This is a genomic window from bacterium, assembly GCA_035527515.1.
In the GTDB taxonomy this organism is placed as follows: Bacteria; B130-G9; B130-G9; order B130-G9; family B130-G9; genus B130-G9.
This window is the reverse complement of record DATLAJ010000072.1, coordinates 1-23,925: the sequence shown is the minus strand read 5'-3', so window position 1 is coordinate 23,925 and position 23,925 is coordinate 1. Positions and strand designations below refer to the sequence as shown.

Here is a 23,925-nt window from a genome sequence, read left to right as displayed (position 1 = left end):
CTGCCGCGTGCGCTTCAGCTGGTGCTCGTCTCGTTTGCGTAATACCAACGACACGAAGTATGTAACTGCGCCTGTCAGAATGGCGCCGACAACAACTCCTACAAGGGTCTCAGTCATGTTCGGCTCCGTCCTTCATCCTTTCCACTTTTGGCCCCTTTCTTGGCCTTTCGTGGCTTGCCTTTCTCCAACTGCTTCACTTCATTCACGACCTCAACAAAATCCCGCTCCACCGCGGAAGGTTCCTCCAACATTCTCTTCCGATATGCCTCATACTCCTTTCTGGCCTTTCCCAGCGCCTCATCGTGGCTCACTGTCCCGGCGTGCATCAGGATGTCCCGCTCGCTGATACGCATGAAATCATCTAGTTTGGCGATCCAGCCGCTCATATACATGGGCTTTCGGTTCAGGGCCTGGAGTTCGGCGAAGTCCAGATACATGGAGACGATTCGGTTCAAGATGTCCAGTTCCTCGAGGCTCAAGTAGTTCTTGGCGATTTGAACATCGGCAAGGGCTGGCTTACTTCCTCTCCACGAGGTCAGGCCCATGTTTGGTTGGGAGGCATCGGCCCTTGCGCTGATGATCTCGGCCGCCGTGTGCCCGTGGGCCGCCCAGTGGACCTTATTCTGAACGACCTTGAAAAACTGCCGCGACGTGTCGGTATTGGGGTTGTAGTCAATGCTCGTCGCATAAATATCCAGGGCTTTGCGCCAGAAGACCTTTTCGGATGAACGGATGTCGCGAATCCGGGCGAGCAGTTCGTCAAAGTAGCCACCGCCTGCAGCCTGTTTCAGCCGTTCGTCATCGAGGGCGAAACCTTTGATGATGTACTCCCGCAATCGCTGGGTCGCCCAGATGCGGACGCGGGTGGCCATGTGCGATTTCACACGGTAGCCGACGGATATGATTACGTCCAGATTGTAGTACTCAAGGCGCCGCTTAATCTCACGTCCACCCTCCATCTGAACTGTTGCAATTTTTGCAACAGTTGAGCCGCGATCAAGCTCCCCTTCCTTGAATACATTTCCAATGTGCTTGGATATAACTGACTTGTCCCGCTGAAAGAGAGCTGCCATCTGATTCAAGGTCAGCCAAACGGTCTCGCCCTCTAAGCGGACTTCTATCCGCGTCCGGCCGTCCTCCGTCTGATAGAGGAGAATCTGTGAATCACCTCGTCGCTCTGGCAAATTCGTCATGCCGCCTTCATTCCTCCTCATTGCGTAATCCGAAATCGTTCATCCTTCAGTCCTTCATCCTTCCACGATCCCCAATCCTTCATCCTTCCGCCTTCCACTACTCCCCGGCAAACTGCACCGCGCCGGCCTTGAGGGTTACGTGCACAGTGGATTTGCCGACGAAATCGCCTCGAATGATGTGCGAGGCGAGGGGGTTCTCGATGAGGCGCTGAATGGTCCGTTTGAGTGGGCGCGCACCGTAGGTGGGGTCGAAGCCTTCCGCGGCCAGCATGTCCTTGACGGCATCATCCACCTCGAGCCTGAGTCCGTTCTCTTGCAGACGAGGCTCGAGGTCCTTCAGAAGTAGGCCGGCGATCTGCCGAACTTCCTCTCTGCCGAGGGGTCGGAAGAAAACAGTCTCGTCCACACGGTTGAGAAACTCTGGCCTGAAAGACTGCCGAAGCTTGGCGAGGACTTGCTCCCTGAGCGTGCCGTATTCGCTTCGAGAGCGCTCGTCGTCTGTCCTCTCGGGGAGGTCTTGTAGAAGCTCGCTGCCGATGTTGGAGGTCATTATTATGACAGTGTTTTTGAAGTTGACAACGCGGCCCTTGCCGTCGGTCAGCCGGCCGTCATCGAGCACCTGAAGGAGCACGTTCTGAACCTCTGGATGAGCTTTTTCGATCTCGTCCAAAAGCACAATTGAGTAAGGCTTTCGGCGAACCGCCTCGGTCAGCCTGCCCCCCTCCTCGTAGCCGACGTATCCAGGAGGCGCACCGATGAGCTTTGAGACGTCGAAGCGCTCCATGAACTCGGACATATCGACTCTGACCAGCTTGTCCTCATCGCTGAATAAGAGCTCCGCAAGCGCCTTGGCGAGCTCCGTCTTACCCACCCCAGTCGGACCCAGGAATATGAACGAGCCGATCGGGCGCTTGGGGTCGGAAAGTCCTGCGCGGCTTCTTCTTATCGCCTCCGACACCAGCTTTACGGCGTTGTCTTGGTTCACCAATCTCTCGTGGAGCAGCTCCTCCATTTTCTCCAGCTTCTCGGCCTCGTCCCGCAACAGACTCGTCGCGGGAATCCCAGTCCACAGCGAGATTACCTGGGCGATCTGCTCTGCATCGACGACCGTCTCCTCGCCCCCAGTCTTCTTCTCCTCCTGGGCCTTCTCAGCCTTGAGCCTATCCAACAACTGGAGCCGTTTCTGCTTAACTGTCGCAGCAATCTCGTATTTCTGGTTCAGCGCCGCCTCCCTCTCCTGGTCTTCGAGCTCCCTCAATTCGCTTTCCATTTTCTGGATGTGAGGCGGAACGTATATCGCGTCGATGTGGACCTTGGAAGCGGCCTCGTCAACCAGATCGATGGCCTTGTCCGGTAGGAATCGGTCGGTGATATATCTCGCGGAGAGGCTGGCCGCGGCCCGAATGGCCTTATCCGTTATCCTGACACTGTGATGTGCTTCGTAGGAGGGTCTAAGCCCATATAGAATCGCAATCGTATCGTCGATTGTCGGTTCCGCGACCATGACCGGCGCAAAACGTCTCTCGAGCGCCGGGTCCTTCTCGATGTGCTTGCGATACTCGTCGATCGTGGTCGCGCCAATGCACTGCAGCTCGCCGCGGGCAAGCGCAGGCTTCAGCAGATTCGAGGCGTCCATACCGCCCTCGGCCGCACCTGCCCCAACAACTGCGTGCAGCTCATCAATGAACAGGATTATATGACCTTGCGCGTCCTGCACTTCCTTAATCACTGCCTTGACCCTGTCCTCGAACTCGCCGCGATACTTCGCCCCCGCCACCAACTGGCCGAGATCGAGCGCAATGAGTTTCCTGTTCACGAGCGTCTCGGGTATCTCGCTTCTCACAATCTTCTGCGCCAGACCCTCTGCGATGGCTGTCTTGCCAACGCCAGGGTCCCCGATCAGCACAGGGTTGTTCTTGGTCTTGCGCGACAGTATTTGGATTACGCGCCTGATCTCCTGCTCACGGCCGATGACTGGAGATAGCCTGCCCGCCCGAGCGAGCTCTGTCAGGTCTGTTCCGTAACGCTTGAGTGAACGATATTTCTCCTCGGGATTCTCATCTGTTACCCGCCTTGTGCCACGAATCTTCTGCAACGCGACATATATCTCCTCCTTGCTGAGCCCGATCTTCCTCGCTATCTGCGCACCGGGGCTGTTCTCGACACAAAGAATGCCGATCAGAAGATGCTCGCAGCCAACGAACTCGTCGCTAAACCGCTTGGCCTCCTGCTCGGCGGCCTTCATAGCCTCCTCGAAATCGGGCGTAGCAAATATCTGCGTGCCTGCCGATGGCATAGAGGTGGACGGTATCTGGCCACGGAACACCGCCTCTCGCACCTGCTCCTTGCATTTGTCGGGCGCAAGACCCGCCTCGCTCGCTATCTCCGAGACAATGGAATTATCGACAAAGAACAGGCCGAACAGCAGGTGGTCCGTCCCGAGCTGCGACTGCGCAAGCTGCGCCATCGTCCGCTGCGCAAGGGCGATGGCCTCCTGGGCCTTCTCAGTGAGTTTCTGGTGTCTCATAAGTGCATCACCTCACATACGCCGCCAACATCGCGAATACTCCCGCGAAAGATCATCGCACACTCTGAAGCCCCGAGCCTACGAGGCGCGACTTGGGCTCGCCTCCGGCCGTTCATTGGTGGGAGTGCGGGTTTGCGCGTTTCATTATCTCCAGGCCCTTGTTCAGATAACCGCTATAAAACCCTAGGGCAAGGAAGAATACATAGACCGCGAGAGTGAGAAACGTCAGAGCGATCGAGAACTGGATTATCATCTCGCTGGCCGTTTTCAGTTCATCCTTGGCGAAATCAGTGATGTTCATCATCGCCTGGTCAAAGTCGCCGGTCTTCTCGCCCATAGCAACGGTCTGCTTCAGCAGCGGCGGCATGATCCTTGATCTATCGAAGGCTTCGGCGAGGCTGTCTCCCCTTCTGACGTCGCTCGCTATTCGGCGGGCATCCGCGGCGAAAAGCCTGTTCATGGAGCTCTCGCCAGCGAGCCTCAACGTCTTCTGGATGTCGCTACCGGAAGCGTATGCGTAGGAGAAGGCCGTGGCGAATCTCGCCAGGGCCGCCTTCTTGCGGACGTTGCCGAGGAATGGGATTGCACACGTTACCGCGTCGAACGCCTCGCCCAGGCCCGGCGTGGCCCTGATGAGCTTGACGCCGAGAATGATGCCGACTATCAAGACCATTGCTGCGATGAGCCTCAGCAGCGTGATGCGAACTGGCGTCGGATGCCCCATATTCTGAAGGAGAATGCTCACGCACACCACAAAGACGGCCGTGATCACATACCACACTAAGCCTCTGATCACCTGCTGCTTGATCTTGTAGTCCGACTTGAGCTTCTCAGAAACGTTCGCAAGCGCGACCTCGAGCTTGCCTGTGCTCTCGCCCAGATCAACCATCGCAAGCTCAAACTCGCTGAACGTCGCGGGGAATAGCGAGAGCGCATCGCAGATGCCCCTTCCCGCGTTGACCATTGCGAGCATCTTGTCGAGCACCCTTTTCAGATGCCCGTTCCGGCAGTAGCGCCGCATAGTCGTTATCGCATCGTAGTAGGAGACGCCGGATGCGACATACCTTCTGAGATCATTGAAAAAAAGCGAGCGCCTCTTGGCCGTGAAGCCTGTCAATAGCGGCGTGAAGAAGCGCCGGAGAACGACCGAATAGCTGTTTCGGCTGCTCATCTTACTTGCGCCACTTAGTGTTTACCTTCTCAAGGCACTCGATGGCCTTCTTCTCCTCCGCCCGTGCTCGCGATATCCAACCAACGCCTTTCCGAAGATCGATCTCGTTCTTGAGCTGCCCCTCGTCGCCCGGGAACGTGAACACGCCACTGAAGAGCATAAATACGTCGGCCACCTGAGCGAAGTGGCGAGCCGCATCTCTGATCGAGCCCGAGTCCCCCGGCGGGAACAGAGTCGCAACGTGCTCAAGGTATCTCGCGGCCGCCACGCGGGAATCAAGCACAACCCTAGCGTTATATGAGTTGCCGAACGGGTCGAAGTCCCGCCGCGAAAGCGAGTCCATCCACTTACCGAAGGCCGCTGCACCCGTCTCGTAAGTCTTAGACAGCGGCGCCTCGCGGGTATGATGAAATACTGCATACTCTATCGCACGCTTGGCGCAGACCAGTTCGTCAACCTCGAACCGATGCCCGCAAGAAAGAACGAAGAGCGACTCGGTGGCCTGCCGGCCAAGCTTACTAAATGCCAACGTCTGCTCGCCCTCCTCAGACTTCAAGGTGTCCGTGAGGTAGATGCTCTTCTCGTCGTCGTAGCCCCGAATGACCCCGAACTCCGCCAGGTCGAGCTCCCAAACGACCAGGGGGACATCGCCGTTTATACTTCTTTGGACAAGGGCGTGAGCCTCCTTGAGGCGCTGCTCGAAGAGGAAACTTGTCCCGAATGATTGGACGATTTCACAGTCGTAGCCCAAGAGCATCAGCGCTCTTGAGAGGAAATGGTCCCAGTGAAAAGCACAGGGGGAGCTTGGGCAGACGCCGTCTCCGATGTTGATCCTGAAAGCGAAGCCCGAAAGGCCCATCAGGTGATAGAACGGCCGCACATCCTTCAGGTAGCGGAGAACGCCGGCGAGCGCGCCCACGGGCGACACAAAGCTCCGAATCATGTGCGCCTCAAGCCGTTTGCTCGCCATTATCCGTATCCCGCGTCAGGGCTCTTGTGTCAGTAGTTTTATCTTAAGGCCAAAAAACTTCACCGTCCTGGCCCTGCGACAACCGTAAGACATTCGGGGCGAGGCTGTCAATCGTGCGTGGGTGTGGCGGCTCAACTGTCCCCAGATTCCAAAGCGTCTTTGAAGACGTCTCTGAAAGTGATCTGCCAGCCCCTCTTCTTTGCGCTCCCAGCTCTTATGAAAACTCGCTGGCCATCGATTGGCGTCTTTGGAAGCGCCACAGTCTGAGTTGAAGTGTTGTCTTCGATCTGGTTATGCCATTGGAATTCTTGGGTGATTGGACGTAGCCTAGGGACTCCTCAGTCATGCGCTTTCCAGATTTCTCAGCGTCACGATGCTCTCTCGCAGTCGGTAGCTTCTGATTTGCCCGGACCGCCTGCTTCGTGCCTTCTCAATGCTCTCAATCTGAAGGCCCAACTCTGTGCCGATTCTCGCGAGTATCAAGTCTGTAGGGACGTAAACATCCGCGATAAGACTGTCGCCCACCACCAGAACAAATCTACCACCGGGATTCAACGAGCTTGAGACATTGTGCATTACTCGATATAGGTCGTCAAAATACTTGGCCACGACATGCGGCATGTCAGTCCGCCGGTATACGCCCCGGCGCTCTATGTTCCTGGAGATCTCAGCACAAATCTTGTCGATCCAGTCATTGGTATAAGCATTGGTTCTGCTCGCAAAACCCCTGACCAACTCTTTTGAGACGTTGTCGCAAACAACCATCGAGTCCTTTATCTCTTTTAGGCCCCGATGGTCTGCAACAAACCCCAGCCACCCCATCTCGATCTTGTAATTCATTACGTAATCAAGCCCGTTCATGTATGGCGGAGAGGTAATCGCGAGGTCGAATTTCTGTTCGTGTCTATACTCCATTGCATCTTCACATAGGACACGAGACTCCACAGGTATCCTGTCCCCGCATGTCCTGCGAATTGTGTCTAGATCGCTGGCGATAGCGTGAACCTTCGCCTCAAACAGGCGCCACGGGGCATTATCAGGCACAGCTTTGCTCCTGCTGTATCCTAGGCATGGGGTCCTCTTGAGATTGCTGCAAGGCACTAGCACCGAGCAAAACGCGACCTTCAGCAAGTTCAGAACCTTTCTGTTGGCCTCATGCTCCTCCAACCAGCCAATCCCACCTCGTATTCTCTCCAGATTCGCGAGAACGCCAGGCCGGAACTGATTGACCGACCTGAGAAACCGAGGCGCTTCCTGGGGCGCGTCTTTTGGCATTGATTCAAACGCGGCAAGAAGGCGGGCGGGGGAGACATCCCATGAGTTCACCTTCACGCCGGCTACAAAGCTGAGAAGGGGATTCAATTCAGTCCCGAGCGAGGGATACCCCAGGAGCTTCGACTGGACCAGCACTGTGCCACACCCAGCAAAGGGGTCGAGGACCCGTAGATTGGGATAATCCCTACAGTGCCGACGGATGGTGGACTCGACAAACGAGGCCGAGAAGCCCTGCACGTATGAGGCCCATCGGTGAATATGACGGGAGAAGTTGGGCGTGAACTGGATCGGCTGTTTTCTTTCAGCAATGCTCACCCCTAAAGCAACAAGATATGGAATTGAGTCGGCGCCGCCTGAGCCGTCTGCTTTCGGGGAGCGCAGGATATTCCTTTTTCTCGCGTCTAGCTCTTCACTAGAAGCGAAACTCAGAGTCCTCTGCGCCATCGCTCGACACCCGTTTTCACGGTGGTTTTCATTCTTGCGTTACCGCACATATAAGACCACTTCCGGGCGAAAACATCAAGCACCCCGGAAATCAAATTGAGCGAAACTGCTATCCGCGTCCCGTAGCCGTCCAGTCCACGCCCGCCATTCTGAAAACTTCCCGCGCCGCGTGATATTGCTTCCATACGTCCCTCTTCAGAAGCTCGGGAAACTCACCGGCCCGATGCTCCGGATGGTACTGAGGCATGATGTTGACGTATGTGTTGGGGGATACTTCCTCCGCAATGAACCTCGCAAACTCCTCCGACCCCGCCAGGCCTCCGGGCATCACCAAGTGCCTGACCAGAAGGCCTCGCGTCGCTATGCCATCTGCATCGACCCTTAAATCGCCGACCTGTCGGTGCATCTCCTTCACAGCTTGTTTGACTACATCAGGATAATCCGGAGCGTTCAGGTATTTTTGCGACTCCTCGCTGCCGGAGAACTTGATATCGGGCATATAGATGTCGATGATCCCGTCGAGCGTCCGCAGGACCTCGACCCGCTCGTAGCCGCCGCAGTTATAGACGATCGGGAGCCTGAGCCCCAACCCTGCGGCGATGTCAATCGCCCGCACTATCTGCGGCACAAAGTGCGTCGGCGTAACGAGGTTGATGTTGTGGCAGCCCATTGATTGAAGGTGGAGCATCTTGTCGGCCAGGTCCGCATCCGTCTGCGCGGCGCCTCGCATCCCGTGGCTGATCTCTGCGTTTTGGCAGAAAACACACAGCAGGTTGCACGAGGCGAAGAATATCGTGCCCGAACCGTTTCTACCCACCATCTCCGACTCCTCGCCAGGATGTGGGCCGTAGCTGCTGACGATGACCTTATCCCCGACACGGCAGTATCCCGTCTCGCCCGCAGTCCTGTCCACGCCGCACATCCTCGGGCACAGACCGCAGGATTTCAGGTGAGCATAGAGCACGTCAGCACGCCTGCCGAGCTCGCCCATCCTCCGCAGTTCAACGTAGCACGGCACAGCCATTTCAGGCTCTTTCACATCGGTCAGTTGACGTTATGTCTGGGCAGGTCTCTGCGGCTACCCAATACATCGCCGGTGAACACACACGCCCACCTGCGCAAGGCTTCCGAGCTGGCTCCACGAGCTGCGCCCGCACCTGACCTACACCTGCACCTGGCAAGCCCACACCACTCACCTAGCCGAACGGCGCCGGCAGTGCATCACGTAATCCATCCCCATCTCGTCCCGACCAGAAAGCAGCCTGCACGCAGCGATCGCGTCCCTCATGCTCTCGTCCATTGGGTCAGTTATCGCCGACGACAGCCCGTCAAAAATGCCGATAGAAAGCATCGCCCGGTTCAGTATCGGCCTACATGGCATTCCATGCGACACGTTGCTAACCCCAAGCACTGTTGGAACGCCAAACTTCTTCACAACCTCGCGAAGTGCAAGCAGCGTCACCCGGCCTGCTCTGGGCGAGGCGCCGACGCTCATCACCACGCTGTCGATGAGGATGTTCGAGAGCGAAAGTCCGGTCTTGGACGCCTCATTAAGGATCCTATCGGCTATCCTCAGCCGGCCATCGACATCCTCAGGTATGCCATTCTCGTCCATCAGCAGCGCAATCAGCGTCCCCCTGCACGACTTGGTCAGCGCAAGCAATCTAGCCAGCCGCTCCGGCTCGCCAGTTGTTGAGTTGATGACTGGCCGGCCCCTATACACCTGAACCGCAGCCTCGAGCGCCTCGACCGACGCAGAATCCAGCGAGAGCGGCGCGTCAACATGCTCCTGCAAATACGAAACAAGCGCTGGCAACACATCTTTCTCGTCAACACCCGCCACCCCTACGTTCACGTCGATTATCGAGGCGCCCGCCTCAAGCTGCTTTCTCGCGGAGGTGAGCGGAACATCGAACTTACGGTCAGCGATGGATTTAGTCAGCACAGCTCGATTTGTGGGGTTTATCCTCTCACCGATGATGACGAAGTCGCTGTCGCCTCCGATCGAGACCTCGCTGCGCACTCCCGAGACCACCGCCGTCGCCACGCATAAGCTGTTTTGCGCCGTCATTGCCCTCCTCTCAAGTTGGGCAGTTATCGATACATAAGAAGCAAATCTGCATTATATACCACGAATCTTCACGTCAGAAACATCAAGACCGCAAAAAAGCAGTTCACATCGGCTGATTCGGCGTGCTATACGTAGCTGGTAACTCCGGGACTTTTGCGGGTTATTGTGCAACGTCGTGCATTCATGCTGCCAAACCCTTGACGCCTCCGGGGCAGATAGGGCAGAAGTTGGCAGTCTCATGGGCCGAGTGGGAGTTCTGCGCGGGCCTCTAGAAGACGCGAGCTGATGGCCCCGATCTAAAGATTCTTCGGCGAATCTTCGTAAAGACGGGATTAGAGGTGTATGGAAAATGGTCGAACCAGTCAGTTTGCAGACTTCGCTCGCTCAGACCATCGCCGCGGAGAAGGTTACACACGTTCAAACCCACCACGGCGAGGCCAACCAGCAGATGTTTGCTGCGGAGCTCGCAAAACAGGATGATCAGCGAGCGCACAAAATACAGAAGACTGAAGAGAGCGAACAGGACCAGCATGTAGATGACCGCGAAGAGCGTAAACGCGAGGCGAGGGAAGACGAGGAATCTGCTCGGGATGAGCAGACCGAAGACAAGACTGACGATGAGATATTCGATGCTGAGGATGCAGACCACCTGATAGACATTGTTGTCTAGCTCTGGTAGCGTTACCCGGTCCAGATAGTTTTATTTGACTTCCGAGTGGTTTGCCATGTCTTCGATGATGGTATTGACATACGCCCTGCTGTTCTTGTTTGACCTTGTCCTTCTTGTGCTCGTGCTTCTCGCATTTGTTGAGAAAAGAAAGGTCCGCAAGGAGGTGTCAGCTTTGCTTGATTCGGAGTCGAGCGTCCTTGAGCTCAGCAAGAGCATGGAGCGACTCATCGAGGAGTACAGGAGCGTCGCCTCGAGGATTCAGGACGACACCAGCGCCAAGCGGGACGAGCTGATGCGAACTATCCAGCGTGCGGACCGCCTTTTAATGGAGCTGGTGAGGCGCTCCGACAAGTTCGAGCTGGCGCTCGAATCTCGCGAGGCCAATCGACAGACCGCTGCGGAGGTTACTGGGAAGCGTCCGGGGGGCGTTCCCCAGAGCTTGCATGGCCCATTGGGTGGGGCTGCTGGTGCGAAGCCTGCACCGTCCGGACAACCCCCCACTGAATCAGTTAGGCCTGCCGCAACCCACGCCGGGAAAGGCCCGGAACACGCCGGCGTGCAGAGAGAGTCAGCGCGTCCGCCTCGACCATGGCTTGAGAAGCCCGCGCGCGCGATGACGAGCGGGACGCCTTCAGAATCGAAGCGAGCACGTACAGAAGTCTCGCCAGACCTCGCCGGCAAGAGGATGGGCTCGCGAACCATGCGACCATTCGTTGCACCGGCCGACGTTAACGAGCGAGCTGCAAGCCCGAGCGAGGAGGACGACATGGAGAAAACCAAGAGGCTTGTGATTGACCTTTCAAGGCAGGGGTTGGATACTGAAACAATAGCTAAAAGCCTTCGTGTGCCAATCGGTCAGGTCAAGCTGATACTCGACGTGCAGAAGAGCAAGCAGTCTTGAGACTCAGACTGGCCTGGCGTCGCAAATGTCGTTGTAGAAGGACATGGACATTGTGTAGTGGTGCCACGCTCCTTATGATTTGCCAAACGGACATAGGGCGGACAAGCACCGCCCCTACGGTGCCCGATTGGGTCAGACCAGGGCGAATCGAGAGAATCGCGACAAGATCAACAAAATATATAGATGTCAGAACAAGGAGGTGAACTGTGATGAGAAGGATGAAAGGGATTGCTACCGTCATCAGCGTCATCATTGTGATAGTGTTCTTTAGTGGACTGGCATCTGCCAATGCGGTTCACACATTCTGCCCGCAGTTTAGATATGACACACACCATACGGGACATTCTCTACAGGTAGGACCATCGGCGCTTGACGTGGCGCTGGAGGTCAATATCCCACCGACAGGCGGCTTCTTAAAAGGCTTCTTTGGGACGCCCTCGATGGACGCGGACGCTAACCTATACGTCGGTTCGATGAACACCTACTTCTACTCCATCAGCCCCACAGGCACGATCAGATGGTCCTTCCCAACGTCAGGCATCGTCGGGACCGGTGGCTCTCCCCTGATAACACCCAACGGCCGCGTCATTTTTGGGAACGATAACGGCGACATTTATTGCACTGGTCTGGATGGCTATTTCAAGTGGAGCTACTCGACCGGTGCGGGCGACGGCTTTGCTATCTTCAACGGCCCGTCTTCCAGCTTCGATGGAAACGTTTATTTCGGCAACTACGCCGGCAATCTGTATTCCTTGCGCGAGTCGGACGGATCGCTAAACTGGTCCTTACCGCTCACTTCCGCTTCCATTTATACCTCATCGGTAACAATTGACGACGAGCTTCTCTTGGTCGGCGCAACGGATGGGAAACTGTATGCAGTTACGAAGAGCGGCCTTCCGAGCTGGTCTTACAGCGTTGGCGGAGAGCTGCATGCAACACCTGTGTTGACCGATGCTGGCCTAATCCTGTTTGGATCGACCAACGGGGCATTCACGTGCGTCAACAGAGAGGGCGAGTTTCGATGGTCGGATGCCTTCCCGATGCCCATCAGCGCATCGGCGGCCTACGCTGGCCCGGACAGCATTGTGGTCGGCGATGAAGGCAGTAACATACGCAAGTTCGATTCTTCCGGCCGGACGGTTTGGGCAGGTCAGCTCGTGGGAGCGATCAAGGCCTCCCCTCTTATAGACAGCGATGGCAAGATATATGTCTATACTGAGCCAGGCAACATTTACATCATGCGCTCGGACGGCATAGTCCTGGACTGGACCACACGGGACGGTTACTGGAAGGCCGGCGCCTCGCCAGTCATCGGCCCGACAGGAACGCTATACATCTGCACCGCCAAAGACGAGGCACAGGTGATTGGCTTCCGGGACCAGGGTGGCTCCGGAGCGCCATCTCTTACTGGCTCTGTCGCGGATGATGATCTCACGGTGGGCGAGTCGCTGAAGTATTCTGTTACGTTCTTGAATCCTTCGAGACGGCTCACCGTCGATTTCTATGTTGCGGTTATGCTTGGCGATACACTGCTGTTCTATCCGGGCTGGGTTACGGACTGGGGTTACACAAGGTTCACGCTGGATGGAGGCGCCTCGGGCACAGGGACGCTCATCGACATGCCGATAGCAGATAGCTCGCTGTTCGGGCATTACACATTCTACTCGGCCGCGATGGTGCCAGGGACGCTGATAAACTTCTCGGAGACATCGGCGGTGGGCGTAACGATTCATTAATCCCGGGAAGGACACCGGGCCGGTGCATCTGGCCTAAAGCACTGTCATGGTTGCACTTATGCGGAGGGATTGGGTTCTGGCTTGCCCATTGCATCATGGAGCAGATGAGCGTTCCGTATCGAGCGTAATACGCTAGCCTAAGTTCCCTACCTCAACACTGCGCATAGAAAGACTGCGGTCTGTCGAAGCCGCACGGAACCTATGCAGCCTTAGGGGAGCACGATGGGGCGATAACGTTATTCATGCCAGTGGAGCCTTCGACCATTTCTTGCATGCACAGCGACTCGTCGACGCAGCCGAAAACATTTGACAGAAATCGCGGAGCAGTCTATTGTAATCTATGATCCTAGCGCTTGGTGGAAGCGTGTGCGCAGAGGCGAGATATGAGTATGATAGCCGATAAGGCATGGGCTCTGACCGAGCCGGTTTGTGCCGAGCTCGGTCTTCAGCTTGTTGAGATTGACTACAGGAAGCATGAAAGTAGGTGGGTTTTGGCGATTTTGGTTGACAAGGTGGGCGGTGTTGCCGTGTCCGACCTGAGCGAGTTGAGTTCTCAGTTGAACCCACTATTGGACCTCGAGGGTTTTATTCCTAATAGGTATGTGCTGGAGGTTTCGTCACCGGGGGTCATGAGGGCACTGAAGAGTCCTGATGATTTCAGACGTTTCAGCGGTCGGAGGGCGAAGGTTTTTCTTTCTGAGATGGTCGAAAACAGGAAGAGATTCGTGGGAATTATTCAAGACGTGGTGCAGAGGGAACAGGGCCCAGCGGTGGTTTTTGAGCTCTCATCAGGCGAGAGACTGGAGGCACCGTTTGCGCTTATTTGGCGAGCCAGTTTGCACTACACGACGCAGGAACTTCTGGCCGGTGTTGGCAGGAAGTAGCTGGGGCCGGGAGCGATTCAATGAACAAGCAGCTTATCAAGGCGATAGAGTCTCTAGAGTTCGAGAAGGGCATCTCGAAGGAGAAGCTGATAAGCGCGGTGGAGACTGCGCTTGCGGCAGCAATCGGCAGGGATGTGGATGCGGCTCCGAAGAACGTGGAGGTCAGGATCGACCCTGAGAGCGGCGAGACCTCGATATTCGAGGTCAGGAAGGTTGTTGAAGTGGTAACCGACCCGGACCTGGAGATCGAGGCTTCCCGTGTCAAGAGTCTGCCGCCTGACGCTCAGATCGAGGGCGATGTGGTCAGGTTCCCGAAACAGGTGAGGGACTTCGGCCGGATCGCCGCGCAGATCGCCAAGCAGGTGATCATGCAGAAGGTCAGGGAGGCCGAGAAGGAGGCGGTGCAGTCCGAATACAACGACCGCGTTGGTGAGATGGTTACTGGGCTTGTGATACGCTCTGAGCCAGCAGGGACGGTTCTGGACCTCGGTCGAGCCGAGGGTATGATCTACAGACGTGAGCAGATACCACAGGAACGGCTGCGCTACGGCGACCGGGTCTGCGCTTATGTGGTCGAGGTTGCCGAACGCCGCAGCCGCGCACAGGTCGTTTTGTCTCGGGCGCATCCGGGCCTCATCAGGAGGCTTTTTGAGTCCTCTGTGGCCGAAGTGGGGAGCGGGATAGTGGAGATCAAGGACGTGGAAAGGATCCCGGGTCAGCGGACCAAGATGAGCGTGCTGTCCCACGATGAGAGCATCGATGCTGTGGGCGCCTGCGTAGGCGTGCGGGGCGCCAGGGTTCAGACCGTTATCCGGGAGCTTAAGGGCGAGCTGATTGACGTGGTCAATTGGGACCCGGACACACAGCAGTATATTCGCAATGCGCTCGTTCCGGCCAAGGTTATGTCTGTTGAGATCGATGAGGAGAAGAAAACGGCGCGAGTGGTTGTTCCGGACAATGATTTCTCTCAGGCGGTAGGCCGACATTGGCAGAACGTCTCTTTGGCAAGCAAGTTGACTGGGTATTCACTTCAGATTCTGAAGGAATCGTTGGCCAGAGAGGAGGAGGGCCGGAGGTTGGAGGCTCTTGCGCATTTCAAAAAATCACTTGTCGATGAGATCGGGCTGGACGATGCACACCTTGCCGTATTGGAGAAGGAGGGGCTGCTGTCAATCGAGGCAATAGCGGCCAGGCCGCCGCTTGAGATGGCGAAGCTGCTTGACATCAGGAGGAAGCTTGCCAGGGCAGTCGTCCTTTTCGCCCAGAGCAAGATGCGGGTGGACACACCGGCCAGTGAAAAGGTCAAAGAGGTTGCCAAGAACAAGATTGTTAAATAGCGATTCCGGCGGATGTACCGTGCTCTCATGGCCCGTTCAAGAAACGTGCGGCACATCTAATTCCTCAGGTCTAATGCACAATTGTATGCGGCAAGTTCCAGCCTGTCATTGCAGACTGGCCGAGCGCAGCGACTTTTATTCAGGTATCCCACATGGTTAAACTTCGAGTTTATCAGCTCGCAAAGGAACTTAAGCTAACCTCCAAGAATATCCTATCGTTGCTGGAGGAGCTGGGCATCCTGGCAGAATCCCACATGAGCGGGCTCGACGAGGAAACGGTCCAGCTTGTGAAAGAGTTCTTTGCCGAGAAGAAAAAACCTGCCGCAAAGTTAGCGGCGCCCTCCACGGAAGAGCCTAAAACTACAAGAACTGCCAAGGGCACTGGCGAGGCTGTCGCCGAGGCCAAACCTCCCAAGACCGAAGAGCGCAAGGTCAAAGAGGTGGTGGCCAGAGTCGAGAAAAAGGCCGAGGCGCCTCGTAAGCTCGTTTTGGGCAGGTTGCTGACCGTTGAGGATCTAGCCGAGGGCCTCGGGATTAGTCTGGAACAGATTGACAACGTGTTGCAGGAAGAAGGCAAAGAGACGGCACCCAGCAAGATACTCGAAGTTGAGACAACAATGCGCATCGCCTCTCGGTTTGGGTATGAGGTCGAGATCAGCGACGTTGCTGACGATGCGCTGCTCAAAATCGCTCGCGAGGCTGACTTCGCTCGGGGAAATGTGGGTCCGAGAGCGCCTGTCGTTACGATTATGGGCCATGTTGATCATGGCAAAACCACGATCCTGGATGAGATACGTAAATCCAAGATAACCGAGGCCGAGCCCGGAAGCATCACCCAACATATCGGCGCCTACTACGTCAATACACCCCGGGGCGACGTAGTGTTTCTAGACACGCCGGGCCACCAGGCTTTCACCGCGATGCGCGCACGAGGCGCGCACGTGACGGACATTGTTGTTCTTGTAGCGGCGGTTGACGACGGCATCAAGCCGCAGACAGAGGAGGCGATACGGCACGCCCAGGCCGCTGGTGTGCCCATGATCGTGGCGCTGAACAAGATAGACCGCGCCAAAGAGAACGTGGGCCGGGTCAAGCGGAGTTTTGCACGGTTTGGGCTTATTCCAGAGGAAGATGGCGGCGAGACGATTTTCGTTGAGACCTCTGCTATCAGGCGTGAGGGGCTGGACACACTCATCGAGATGATACTGCTGGTTGCCGAGATGGCAGACCTGAAAGCGCCTCGGGATGGGCCTGCCAAGGGCGTGGTTATCGAGACGAGGCTGGATAAGGGCAGAGGGCCGGTGGCGACAGTCCTGGTTCAGGAAGGCACGCTGAAGCGGGGCGACGTCTTTGTTGCGGGGACGGTCTCGGGCAAGGTCCGCGCTATGAGGGATGACCGAGGGCGTGATGTGAAGACGGCCGGGCCTTCACACCCGGTTGAGGTGATGGGTTTCGATGCTCTTCCCGATTCTGGCGAGACATTCTATGTTATTCCCAGGGGTAGGAGGACCAAGGAATACCTCACGAGCCTGTCCCAGCTACAGCGAGAGCAGGAGACCAAAGCAACGCCTCAGGTGCGTCGTGAGGCGGTTTTGCTGCCGCTTACAGAACAGGAAGAGAACAAGCTCAACATTATACTCAAAGTGGATGTCTTCGGGTCATTGGGCGCTCTTAAGAACTCTCTCCTGACCCTCGCCACGGATGATGTTGACATCGAGGTAATCCACGCAGGCGTCGGCAGCATAACGAGGGCGGATGTCTCGCTGGCTGAGATAGCCTCGGCCAAGATCATCGGCTTCGGGATAAAGGTCGATCCTCAGATCAGCGCTTTCGCCAAGCAGCACAGTGTCGAGATAAAGTTGTTTCAGATCATCTATTCGCTTCTTGACCACGTCGAGGTGCTGGTCTGGAAGCTGGAGAAGCCGACGCTGGTGGAGGAGGAACTCGGCACCGCCGAGGTTCGTATGGTCTTCTCTGTCCCATCGGCGGGGAAGGTGGCAGGTTGCTATGTTCTGAGCGGCAAGATGGCCCGTGATGGTAAGGCAAAGCTCCTTCGGGGCGGCGAGGAGGTCTATAACGGAAAGATGGGCTCGCTTAGGCGGTTCAAGAAAGACGTCAAGGAGGTTCAGACCAATTTTGACTGCGGGATTGGGCTACATAGTTTCCAGGATTATCAGGAAGGAGATGTTATCCACTGTTATCGCATAGTGGAACAAGCTCTCAAGCGCACCAAGGCAAGCAATGCCCAATGACGCGGCCCCACGCCTCAACGTCCTCCTCCTGCAGCTGCCGCTTTCGATCAACGATCGGCACAAGCGCGTCATGCCATTGTCGCTGCTGTACCTCGCTTCCTATGCGAGGCAGCAGATCACAAACCTCGACGTAGAGATACTCGATGCTCAGGCGGAGAATCTCGGCTACGACGAGATATGCCGCCGCGCGTGGCAGAAGCGTCGAGATGTCATCGGCGTAACTTTCTGGACAGCGCAGGCCACATTTGCCTACGCGCTGAGCCCGGCGCTGAAGAAAATCTGCCCGAGCGCCAAGATCGTGTTCGGGGGCGTTCATCCTACTATATTCCCGGAAGAGGCCTCCAAACACGCCGACTACGTGATCATCCGGGAGGGCGAAAGGCCGTTTTGTGAGCTGCTGAAGCGACTTGCCGCCGGCAAGGAGCCCGATGGCATCCCGGGACTTGGCTACCGCCCAAGCCCCGATGAGGAGCTCAAGATATGGCCGGATGAGGGCTTCATTGATGACCTCGATGAGCTGCCTTTCCCCGCGTGGGACCTTCTGAATCTAGAATGCTACGACACTCCGATGCACGTTACGGGCGGCAAACGGGTGCCGGTCATCGGCTCCCGCGGTTGCCCATATAACTGTGTCTATTGCACGTCGCCGTTTCTGTGGAGGCGGAGGGTCAGGTATCGTAACCCTACAAAGGTCGTTGACGAGATAGAAACGATCGGCAAGCAGCTCGGGACCAACCAGATACACTTCTGGGACGATAACCTGTTTATGGTTCGGGACTACATCAAGTCGCTGTGCGAGGAGATCATCCGCCGAAAAGTCAAGATCAACTGGGTCGGGCTCACCCGCGCCTCGCACCTCGTCCAGAACGCCGACTTGATGCCGCTTGCGAAGGAATCGGGCTGTATCGGCATGGAGATCGGGATTGAGAGCGCGAATCCCGAGACCTTCGACAAGATCGACAAGCAGGAATCGCTCGATGACATAATGACAAGCGCTCGGATTCAGGCCGAGGTTGGGATGTACCCTATGTTCACATACATGGCATTCAACCCCGGCGAGACTCTTGCGGGCTACTACTTGCAGGCCGAGTTTATCGACAAGATACACGAGGGTCTGCCCTGGGCCGAGCACTTCCACCCACTACCGTATCGCGTTTACGTGGGCCAGTTCTGCACCGCCCATCCCGGCACCAAGCTGTTCGAGATGGCGCCTAAGCTCGGGATCGTCCTTGCCAACGACTGGGCTGATTACTATCACCACAAGATCAACTTCGTGCCTAATTCCTTGCTTGACGATGTCCCCATCAGGAATGTCGAGCGGCTCAGGCCAGTCGATTACTGGATATGCCTCCACGCCATGGCCGGGACAAACTACGAGTTCTACCACACTCATCAGACGACGATGGAGCACCGCATAAGGCATTCGCAATACTTCAAGTTCGTCAAGGCATTCTTCGACGCGTGCGACGGCCGACTAACGCTGCGGCAGCTCTGGCGCGAGCTAACGTCCTACCGGCGCATTAACCCGGACGAGTGCCTCCGATACACCGCATTTACATCGCTAATCCTCGGCCAGCTTGGCCTGATACGCTCCGCAATTTTCCAGCGAGACCTCGAGATCAGACCCAAGCCGATCGACGTGCCTATTAGCAGAGCGGGCCTCATGAAATTCGAGCTATTCCGCCGCATCGGCGGCCTCTTCGATGTCTTCAGTAGCTAGCCAAGACCCAAACGACGAGGCCCGAGCAGTGAAGCCTCCGCCGCGGCTCTCTTAGGTCAATTCGAGACCGCCATAATGGCTAGAATCGCCATCATTGATCTCTTGTTCAACTGGCCGCCTGACGGAGGCGCCAGAACTGATATCCAGCACATCGCCCGGGGTCTTTCCCAGAAACACAACGTGGTCCTGTTCTGCCCCGACTTTAGGCTTGGGTTCCCAAGAGGGAGGATAGGCCGGGACCCCGGCATCGCCGTGCACAAAATCCCGCTGAAGGACTATGAGTTCCAGCCGCTCACGCTTACCCGACGCCTCAGGTCCGCCGTCGATGAGTTCAGCCCAGACTACGTGTTCATCGCAGACGGCTGGTATTTCAAGCCTTATGTTGTTGTCGCGATGGAGGGTTACAAGAGGATTCTGCGCTTCTACGCACACGAGTCGCTCTGTCCGAAGTCCCACGGGCATTTCATCGACAGCAAAATGCGCCCTTGCCAACGCAATTGGCTGAACGAATGGAGGGATTTTATCCCCTGTGTCCTGTGTGCCAGCAGATGGCTTCACGAAAACCCCGAAAGCACCCACTTCAGCATCCCATTCATAAGAGCGCTCGCCTTTCTGCCCCACTATCCCCACCTCGTCCGGCGAGCGATCAGTTCGGTGGACGCCATCGTGTGCTACAACGAGTTCATCGAAAGCAAACTCAGCCCGATGAACCAGAACATTCACATCATCCCATCGGGCGTTGATGCGTCGCGTTTCTCGCCGTCGCCGCCCGCGCCTCGAAAAGGGCCTCGGAAGGTACTCATGTGTGGACGAAAGAGCGACCCACTCAAGGGCTACGACATCCTTTTCAAGGCGTTTATCCCGTTGGTGCAGGCCGGTATGGACATCGAGCTGTTCGTTACCGAGTCGCCCGCGCGGAGGGAAGCGTTCATCAATTACACTGGCTGGCTCGACCAGGGAGGCCTGGCCAACCTATACAAGCAGGTGGATATATGCGTTGTACCGTCTGTGTGGCCGGAGCCGTTCGGCATCGTGGCGCTCGAGGCGATGGCCAGCGAAAAGCCTGTGATCGTTACCCGCGTTGGCGGCTTGCAGCATATCGTCGATGATGGCGTCGATGGCTTCGTTGTCGAGCCTTTCGATTCTAGGGGCTTAAGGCAGAAGCTCAGAATCCTTATCGAGAACCCCGACCTGTGCGAGTCGATGGGCAAGGCCGGCCGGGCAAAGGTGCTCGATAAGTATCAATGGGACACAATCGTCCAGAACTACTACGAGCCGATCTTCTCGGCCTGAGCCACTCAAGCGCTGCCCAAGACCACACCGCTCAAGGTGGACCTGCCTTGCACCAGCCGGTGCATTCTGCTGCGAGTCGAGAGAAGCTGGGCTCTCAGAATGGGCTACTGCAACTTGAACTTTACCGTGATCTTGGCGCAGCAGGGCACAGGGTGGCCGGCCTGAATGGCCGGGCTGAACTTGTACTTATAGACAGCCATCACAGCTTCTTTTATGAATTGCTGCTTGAACTTGTCGCCCGTTGCGTGGAGCACTTGATGGCTCACAACATCACCATTTGCATCGACAACGAGCATTAGAACCACGATGGCCTCTTTCCCGACCTGCTGTGCAAGAGCAGGATAGCTCGGCCTCACTTCCTTCACGACCTCGGGCTGCTGGCTGACCTCCCATTGGTTGTAGATCCTTGCCTCCTCCTGGCCGACCTCGACGTCCGGCTCCTCGGGGATTCCCCACACGAAATCCTCGTCCGGAGGGATCTCCTCAATCTGAGGTTCAGGCTCTATCGGCTGAATCTCTTCCGGGTCATTCGGAGTCGGATCGGGCACTGGAATGATAAACTTGGCCTTCTTTACTGTTTTTTGGGGAGGTGGCGGTTTGACCTTCGGCTTCTCCCTCTCCCGCGGGCGCCAACGCCTGATTTTCACGCTGTGTTTTACTTCCTCGTAGGTCGGGGCTGGCGTTGAGGGGAACGTGAAGTAAAAGAGCCATAGGTGGAATAAGAGTGCGATAACAGCAGCAAGTAGAATCTGCTTCCGATCGAATCTCCGTTTTTGCTCGAGAAACAGCGTAGCGTTCATCACTCATCGTCCCCCGTGGCCGCCGGTCTCTCAGATTCATCGGTCGCAGACGCCTCATCAGGCTCGACCAACTCGCCCAGCATCATCGAGAAAAGGACGGTCAAGATGTATGCCCCCTCCTGCATCATCACTGCGATTCTGCCGACTCGCGTCGTGAAGTAGTTGTAGGCGCCAGATACCGGTATGGCAACTGATAGCCCCGCGGCGGACATGATGAGCGCCTGAGATATGCCCTCACTGATGTCCTGCGGATTGACAACTTTCTTGAGGCCGATGACATGGAAAGCGAGGATGATGCCCCAGACTGTCCCGAGAAAGCCGATCAGCGGAGCGATGTTGGAGACGCTAGCGAGCGCGGGAAGTCCCTTCTCAAGACGGCCCATCTCTGCCTGACCAGCCCGCTCGATGGCGCTCTCGATGTTCCGAATCTCGCCAGCCTCGAGCTTCTCGAGCCCCGCAACGGTCATTGTCGTTATGGGGGACCTCTCAAACTGCCTGCACCGTGCCTCGATCTGCTCGGCGTTGACATTAGGTTCTGAAACGAGCGAGGTGAGCGACTTCAGCATCTTGTTGGTAGCCCTCGCCTCCCTAGAGAGGCTTACCAGCCGATCGATAAGGAACAGCACACCGACGAACGAGGCAAACAGGATTGGCCACATGAACGGGCCGCCGTTCTTGAAAAGCTCCATCACCTGGCCACCGGCGGCCGTGAACCCCATTGAGTCCCAGAACGATACGTGCCCGGGCGGCGGGATCGGCGTGGCGGCTGCGGCCTTCTGCACGAGCGACGCCGCGGTTGAAAGGGTGGCCATGCTCGAGGCAGCAGTTGCGCAGGTTGAGAGCGTTCCCGCCGATGCACTCGCTGTGGAGATCGAGGCCAGGGTTGCCGCCTCAAACATCGCTTTGGCTCCCTCGCTCGATTCGCTCGTCGGAGACCACTTCTCCGTCGAGCAGCTTTATGACCCTGTCGGAGTGCGTCGCTACGTTCTGCTCATGTGTTACCACGATCAGCGTATTGCCCTGGGCGTGTAGGTCGTTGAAGATGTGCATTATCTCATCGCCGGTCTTGCTGTCGAGGTTGCCGGTAGGCTCATCGGCCAGTATCAGGCTTGGACGGTTTGCAAGCGCCCTTGCGATAGCTACTCTCTGCCGCTCCCCGCCCGAAAGCTCGCTGGGCTTGTGCTTGATCCTCTCGCCAAGTCCCAACAGATTGAGCATTTGAAGCGCCCTCTTCCTTCGTATCCGCCTTGACCCGCCCTTGTATAGGATGGGCAGCTCAACGTTCCGAAGCGCCGAAGTCCTTGCAAGGAGGTTAAACGTTTGAAACACGAAGCCAATCTTCCTGCACCTTATCCTCGCGAGGTCCCTGTCGCTCTTCTCGTCAATCGGCTCGCCCTCCAGACAATAGCTGCCAGTCGTGGCCCTGTCGAGGCAGCCGATTATGTTCATCAACGTCGTCTTGCCCGAGCCCGAAGGACCCATTATCGCCACATACTCGTTATCGTGCACCGAGAGCGAGACGTCGTGCAAGACCAGAAGCTCCCTCCTGCCCATTATGTAGGATTTGGTCACCTGGTCCAGCCTGATTAGCTCGTGGTCGCGACCGTCCAACCTACTTGCCATAGCCTATTCAATCACCTCGAAATCTGTGCGGGCGAGAAGCTCCACGCCCTCGACGACGTCAACCACTCTGACGTGCAGCGTGTATTCGCCAGAATCGATGATGTCCGGCCTAAGAGGCAGCCGATAGACCTGCATTTGGTTGCGGCCGCCCTCACGAGGCGCAAGGAACTTGTAGCGGAAGATGATCTTGTTGGGATTGTCGCGGGGCGAGATGGAGTATTGAACCATGAACTTCGGCGCGCCATCGCCAGCTATGGCGAGGCTGTATATCTCGTAATAGACGCTCAGTATTCCGCCCATGCGATAGACTCCGGCTGGGTTGGGCAGGACCTCGAAGCTGTGCTTGACGAACATCGACAGCTCGGTCGCAGGCCTCACAGATGAGGCGAGCTCGATGCTTGAAAGGCTGAGACGATGCGGCTCGATTATCCTGACCTCGAAGCTCTTGCGGACGTAGCCATACCGCTTGGAGTTCTGGTCAACCGCTACTGCCTCGATCTCGTAGAGGCCGGATTCAAGCAGGGCCCCGGCGATATAAATGAAGAACTTGTCCGGAGCAGTGGTGTTCTCCTCGAGATTCTCTACGGCGAAGCGACGGCGCACAGTTCCGCCAACCAGGCGCCGCTTGGAGTCGTATAGGCGGGTTGAGATTATCATCTCAGCCTTGAGGACCCCGTCGTCGTCGGCCCTGAACTCGAGGTCTGTGTTGGGGATGACGAAGTCGAACTCCTCCATGTTGGCACGGCCCGGCGACTCGAACGTCAAGACGCCGGCTGTTAGCTCAAGCGTGGCCTCCTCCGGCGTGATTGGGACGGCCGCCTTGAAAGGGTCGTTCACGCCCTGCTCGACATCGATGATCGATTCCTCGGACAGCGTCGTCCCCTCCGCCTTGGTCTCCCACTCGCCGCCTCCAGCCCGAGTGCTGCGCCTGTAGCCGTAGTCTCCCTGTTGTTCCTTTTGGCCTTCAGGGAGATTCTGCTCCGGATGAAAATCCTCGAATGCAGAAGTCTGCTGCTGGGAGCTCAGGTCCGACCTGGAGGCCTGGACCTTCTCATCCG

At 56.8% G+C, this 23,925-nt stretch carries 19 protein-coding genes; 8 read left to right on the top strand and 11 right to left on the bottom strand.

Annotated elements, in window-relative coordinates:
* Positions 1-113: 113 nt before the first annotated feature.
* From VM163_05720 to VM163_05690, 7 genes are all read right to left on the bottom strand, one after another.
* Positions 114-1,193, bottom strand: a complete 1,080-nt coding sequence (locus VM163_05720) for a virulence RhuM family protein (GenBank protein HUT03372.1) — start codon at positions 1,191-1,193, stop codon at positions 114-116.
* Between the two features lie 97 nt (positions 1,194-1,290).
* Positions 1,291-3,720, bottom strand: a complete 2,430-nt coding sequence (locus VM163_05715; GenBank protein HUT03371.1) for an AAA family ATPase — start codon at positions 3,718-3,720, stop codon at positions 1,291-1,293.
* 112 nt (positions 3,721-3,832) lie between these two features.
* Positions 3,833-4,891 carry a type II secretion system F family protein gene (locus VM163_05710; GenBank protein HUT03370.1) on the bottom strand — a complete coding sequence of 353 codons (1,059 nt, stop codon included), beginning with the start codon at positions 4,889-4,891 and terminating at the stop codon, positions 3,833-3,835.
* Position 4,892: 1 nt separating this feature from the next.
* A complete protein-coding gene (locus tag VM163_05705; GenBank protein ID HUT03369.1) occupies positions 4,893-5,861 on the bottom strand; it encodes a hypothetical protein in 969 nt (322 codons plus the stop codon).
* Between the two features lie 342 nt (positions 5,862-6,203).
* Entirely contained in the window at positions 6,204-7,580 is a 1,377-nt protein-coding gene (locus tag VM163_05700; protein ID HUT03368.1) for a hypothetical protein, read from the bottom strand.
* Positions 7,581-7,689: 109 nt separating this feature from the next.
* Positions 7,690-8,604: a radical SAM protein gene (locus VM163_05695; GenBank protein ID HUT03367.1), complete on the bottom strand. Its 915-nt coding sequence runs from the start codon at positions 8,602-8,604 to the stop codon at positions 7,690-7,692.
* A 168-nt stretch (positions 8,605-8,772) separates the two neighbouring features.
* A complete protein-coding gene (locus tag VM163_05690; GenBank protein HUT03366.1) occupies positions 8,773-9,651 on the bottom strand; it encodes a dihydropteroate synthase in 879 nt (292 codons plus the stop codon).
* A gap of 349 nt (positions 9,652-10,000) precedes the next feature.
* On the opposite strand from VM163_05690, the gene VM163_05685 reads away from it, so the two are divergent.
* The 8 genes from VM163_05685 to VM163_05650 all read left to right on the top strand — a co-directional run bounded on the left by VM163_05685 (position 10,001) and on the right by VM163_05650 (position 20,444).
* On the top strand, positions 10,001-10,321 hold the full coding sequence (locus tag VM163_05685; protein ID HUT03365.1) for a hypothetical protein: 321 nt from the start codon (positions 10,001-10,003) through the stop codon (positions 10,319-10,321).
* Between the two features lie 55 nt (positions 10,322-10,376).
* On the top strand, positions 10,377-11,222 hold the full coding sequence (locus VM163_05680; protein HUT03364.1) for a hypothetical protein: 846 nt from the start codon (positions 10,377-10,379) through the stop codon (positions 11,220-11,222).
* A gap of 209 nt (positions 11,223-11,431) precedes the next feature.
* Positions 11,432-12,958 (top strand): PQQ-binding-like beta-propeller repeat protein, encoded by a 1,527-nt coding sequence (locus VM163_05675; protein ID HUT03363.1) that lies wholly within the window; start codon positions 11,432-11,434, stop codon positions 12,956-12,958.
* A gap of 389 nt (positions 12,959-13,347) precedes the next feature.
* Positions 13,348-13,842 carry a ribosome maturation factor RimP gene (rimP, locus tag VM163_05670; protein HUT03362.1) on the top strand — a complete coding sequence of 165 codons (495 nt, stop codon included), beginning with the start codon at positions 13,348-13,350 and terminating at the stop codon, positions 13,840-13,842.
* A 20-nt stretch (positions 13,843-13,862) separates the two neighbouring features.
* Positions 13,863-15,179, top strand: coding sequence for a transcription termination factor NusA (nusA, locus tag VM163_05665; protein HUT03361.1), 1,317 nt, complete (start codon positions 13,863-13,865; stop codon positions 15,177-15,179).
* A 152-nt stretch (positions 15,180-15,331) separates the two neighbouring features.
* A complete protein-coding gene (infB, locus tag VM163_05660; GenBank protein ID HUT03360.1) occupies positions 15,332-17,431 on the top strand; it encodes a translation initiation factor IF-2 in 2,100 nt (699 codons plus the stop codon).
* The gene (locus tag VM163_05655) at positions 17,421-19,151 is read left to right on the top strand and encodes a cobalamin-dependent protein (GenBank protein ID HUT03359.1); all 1,731 of its coding nucleotides are present in this window, start codon (positions 17,421-17,423) and stop codon (positions 19,149-19,151) included. Before infB ends, VM163_05655 begins: the two co-directional genes overlap by 11 nt.
* A 75-nt stretch (positions 19,152-19,226) precedes the next feature.
* Entirely contained in the window at positions 19,227-20,444 is a 1,218-nt protein-coding gene (locus VM163_05650) for a glycosyltransferase family 4 protein (GenBank protein ID HUT03358.1), read from the top strand.
* 104 nt (positions 20,445-20,548) lie between these two features.
* Here the strand turns inward: VM163_05650 and VM163_05645 are convergent, their stop codons facing one another.
* From VM163_05645 to VM163_05630, 4 genes are all read right to left on the bottom strand, one after another.
* Positions 20,549-21,244: an energy transducer TonB gene (locus tag VM163_05645; GenBank protein HUT03357.1), complete on the bottom strand. Its 696-nt coding sequence runs from the start codon at positions 21,242-21,244 to the stop codon at positions 20,549-20,551.
* The gene (locus VM163_05640; protein ID HUT03356.1) at positions 21,244-22,143 is read right to left on the bottom strand and encodes a MotA/TolQ/ExbB proton channel family protein; all 900 of its coding nucleotides are present in this window, start codon (positions 22,141-22,143) and stop codon (positions 21,244-21,246) included. Before VM163_05640 ends, VM163_05645 begins: the two co-directional genes overlap by 1 nt.
* Complete coding sequence (locus VM163_05635; GenBank protein ID HUT03355.1) at positions 22,136-22,867, bottom strand: ABC transporter ATP-binding protein; 732 nt, start codon at positions 22,865-22,867, stop codon at positions 22,136-22,138. The genes VM163_05640 and VM163_05635 overlap by 8 nt, the downstream gene beginning before the upstream one ends.
* Before the next feature lie 3 nt (positions 22,868-22,870).
* Positions 22,871-23,925, bottom strand: a 1,055-nt coding sequence (locus tag VM163_05630; protein HUT03354.1) for a hypothetical protein, incomplete at its 5' end; no start/stop codon positions are given.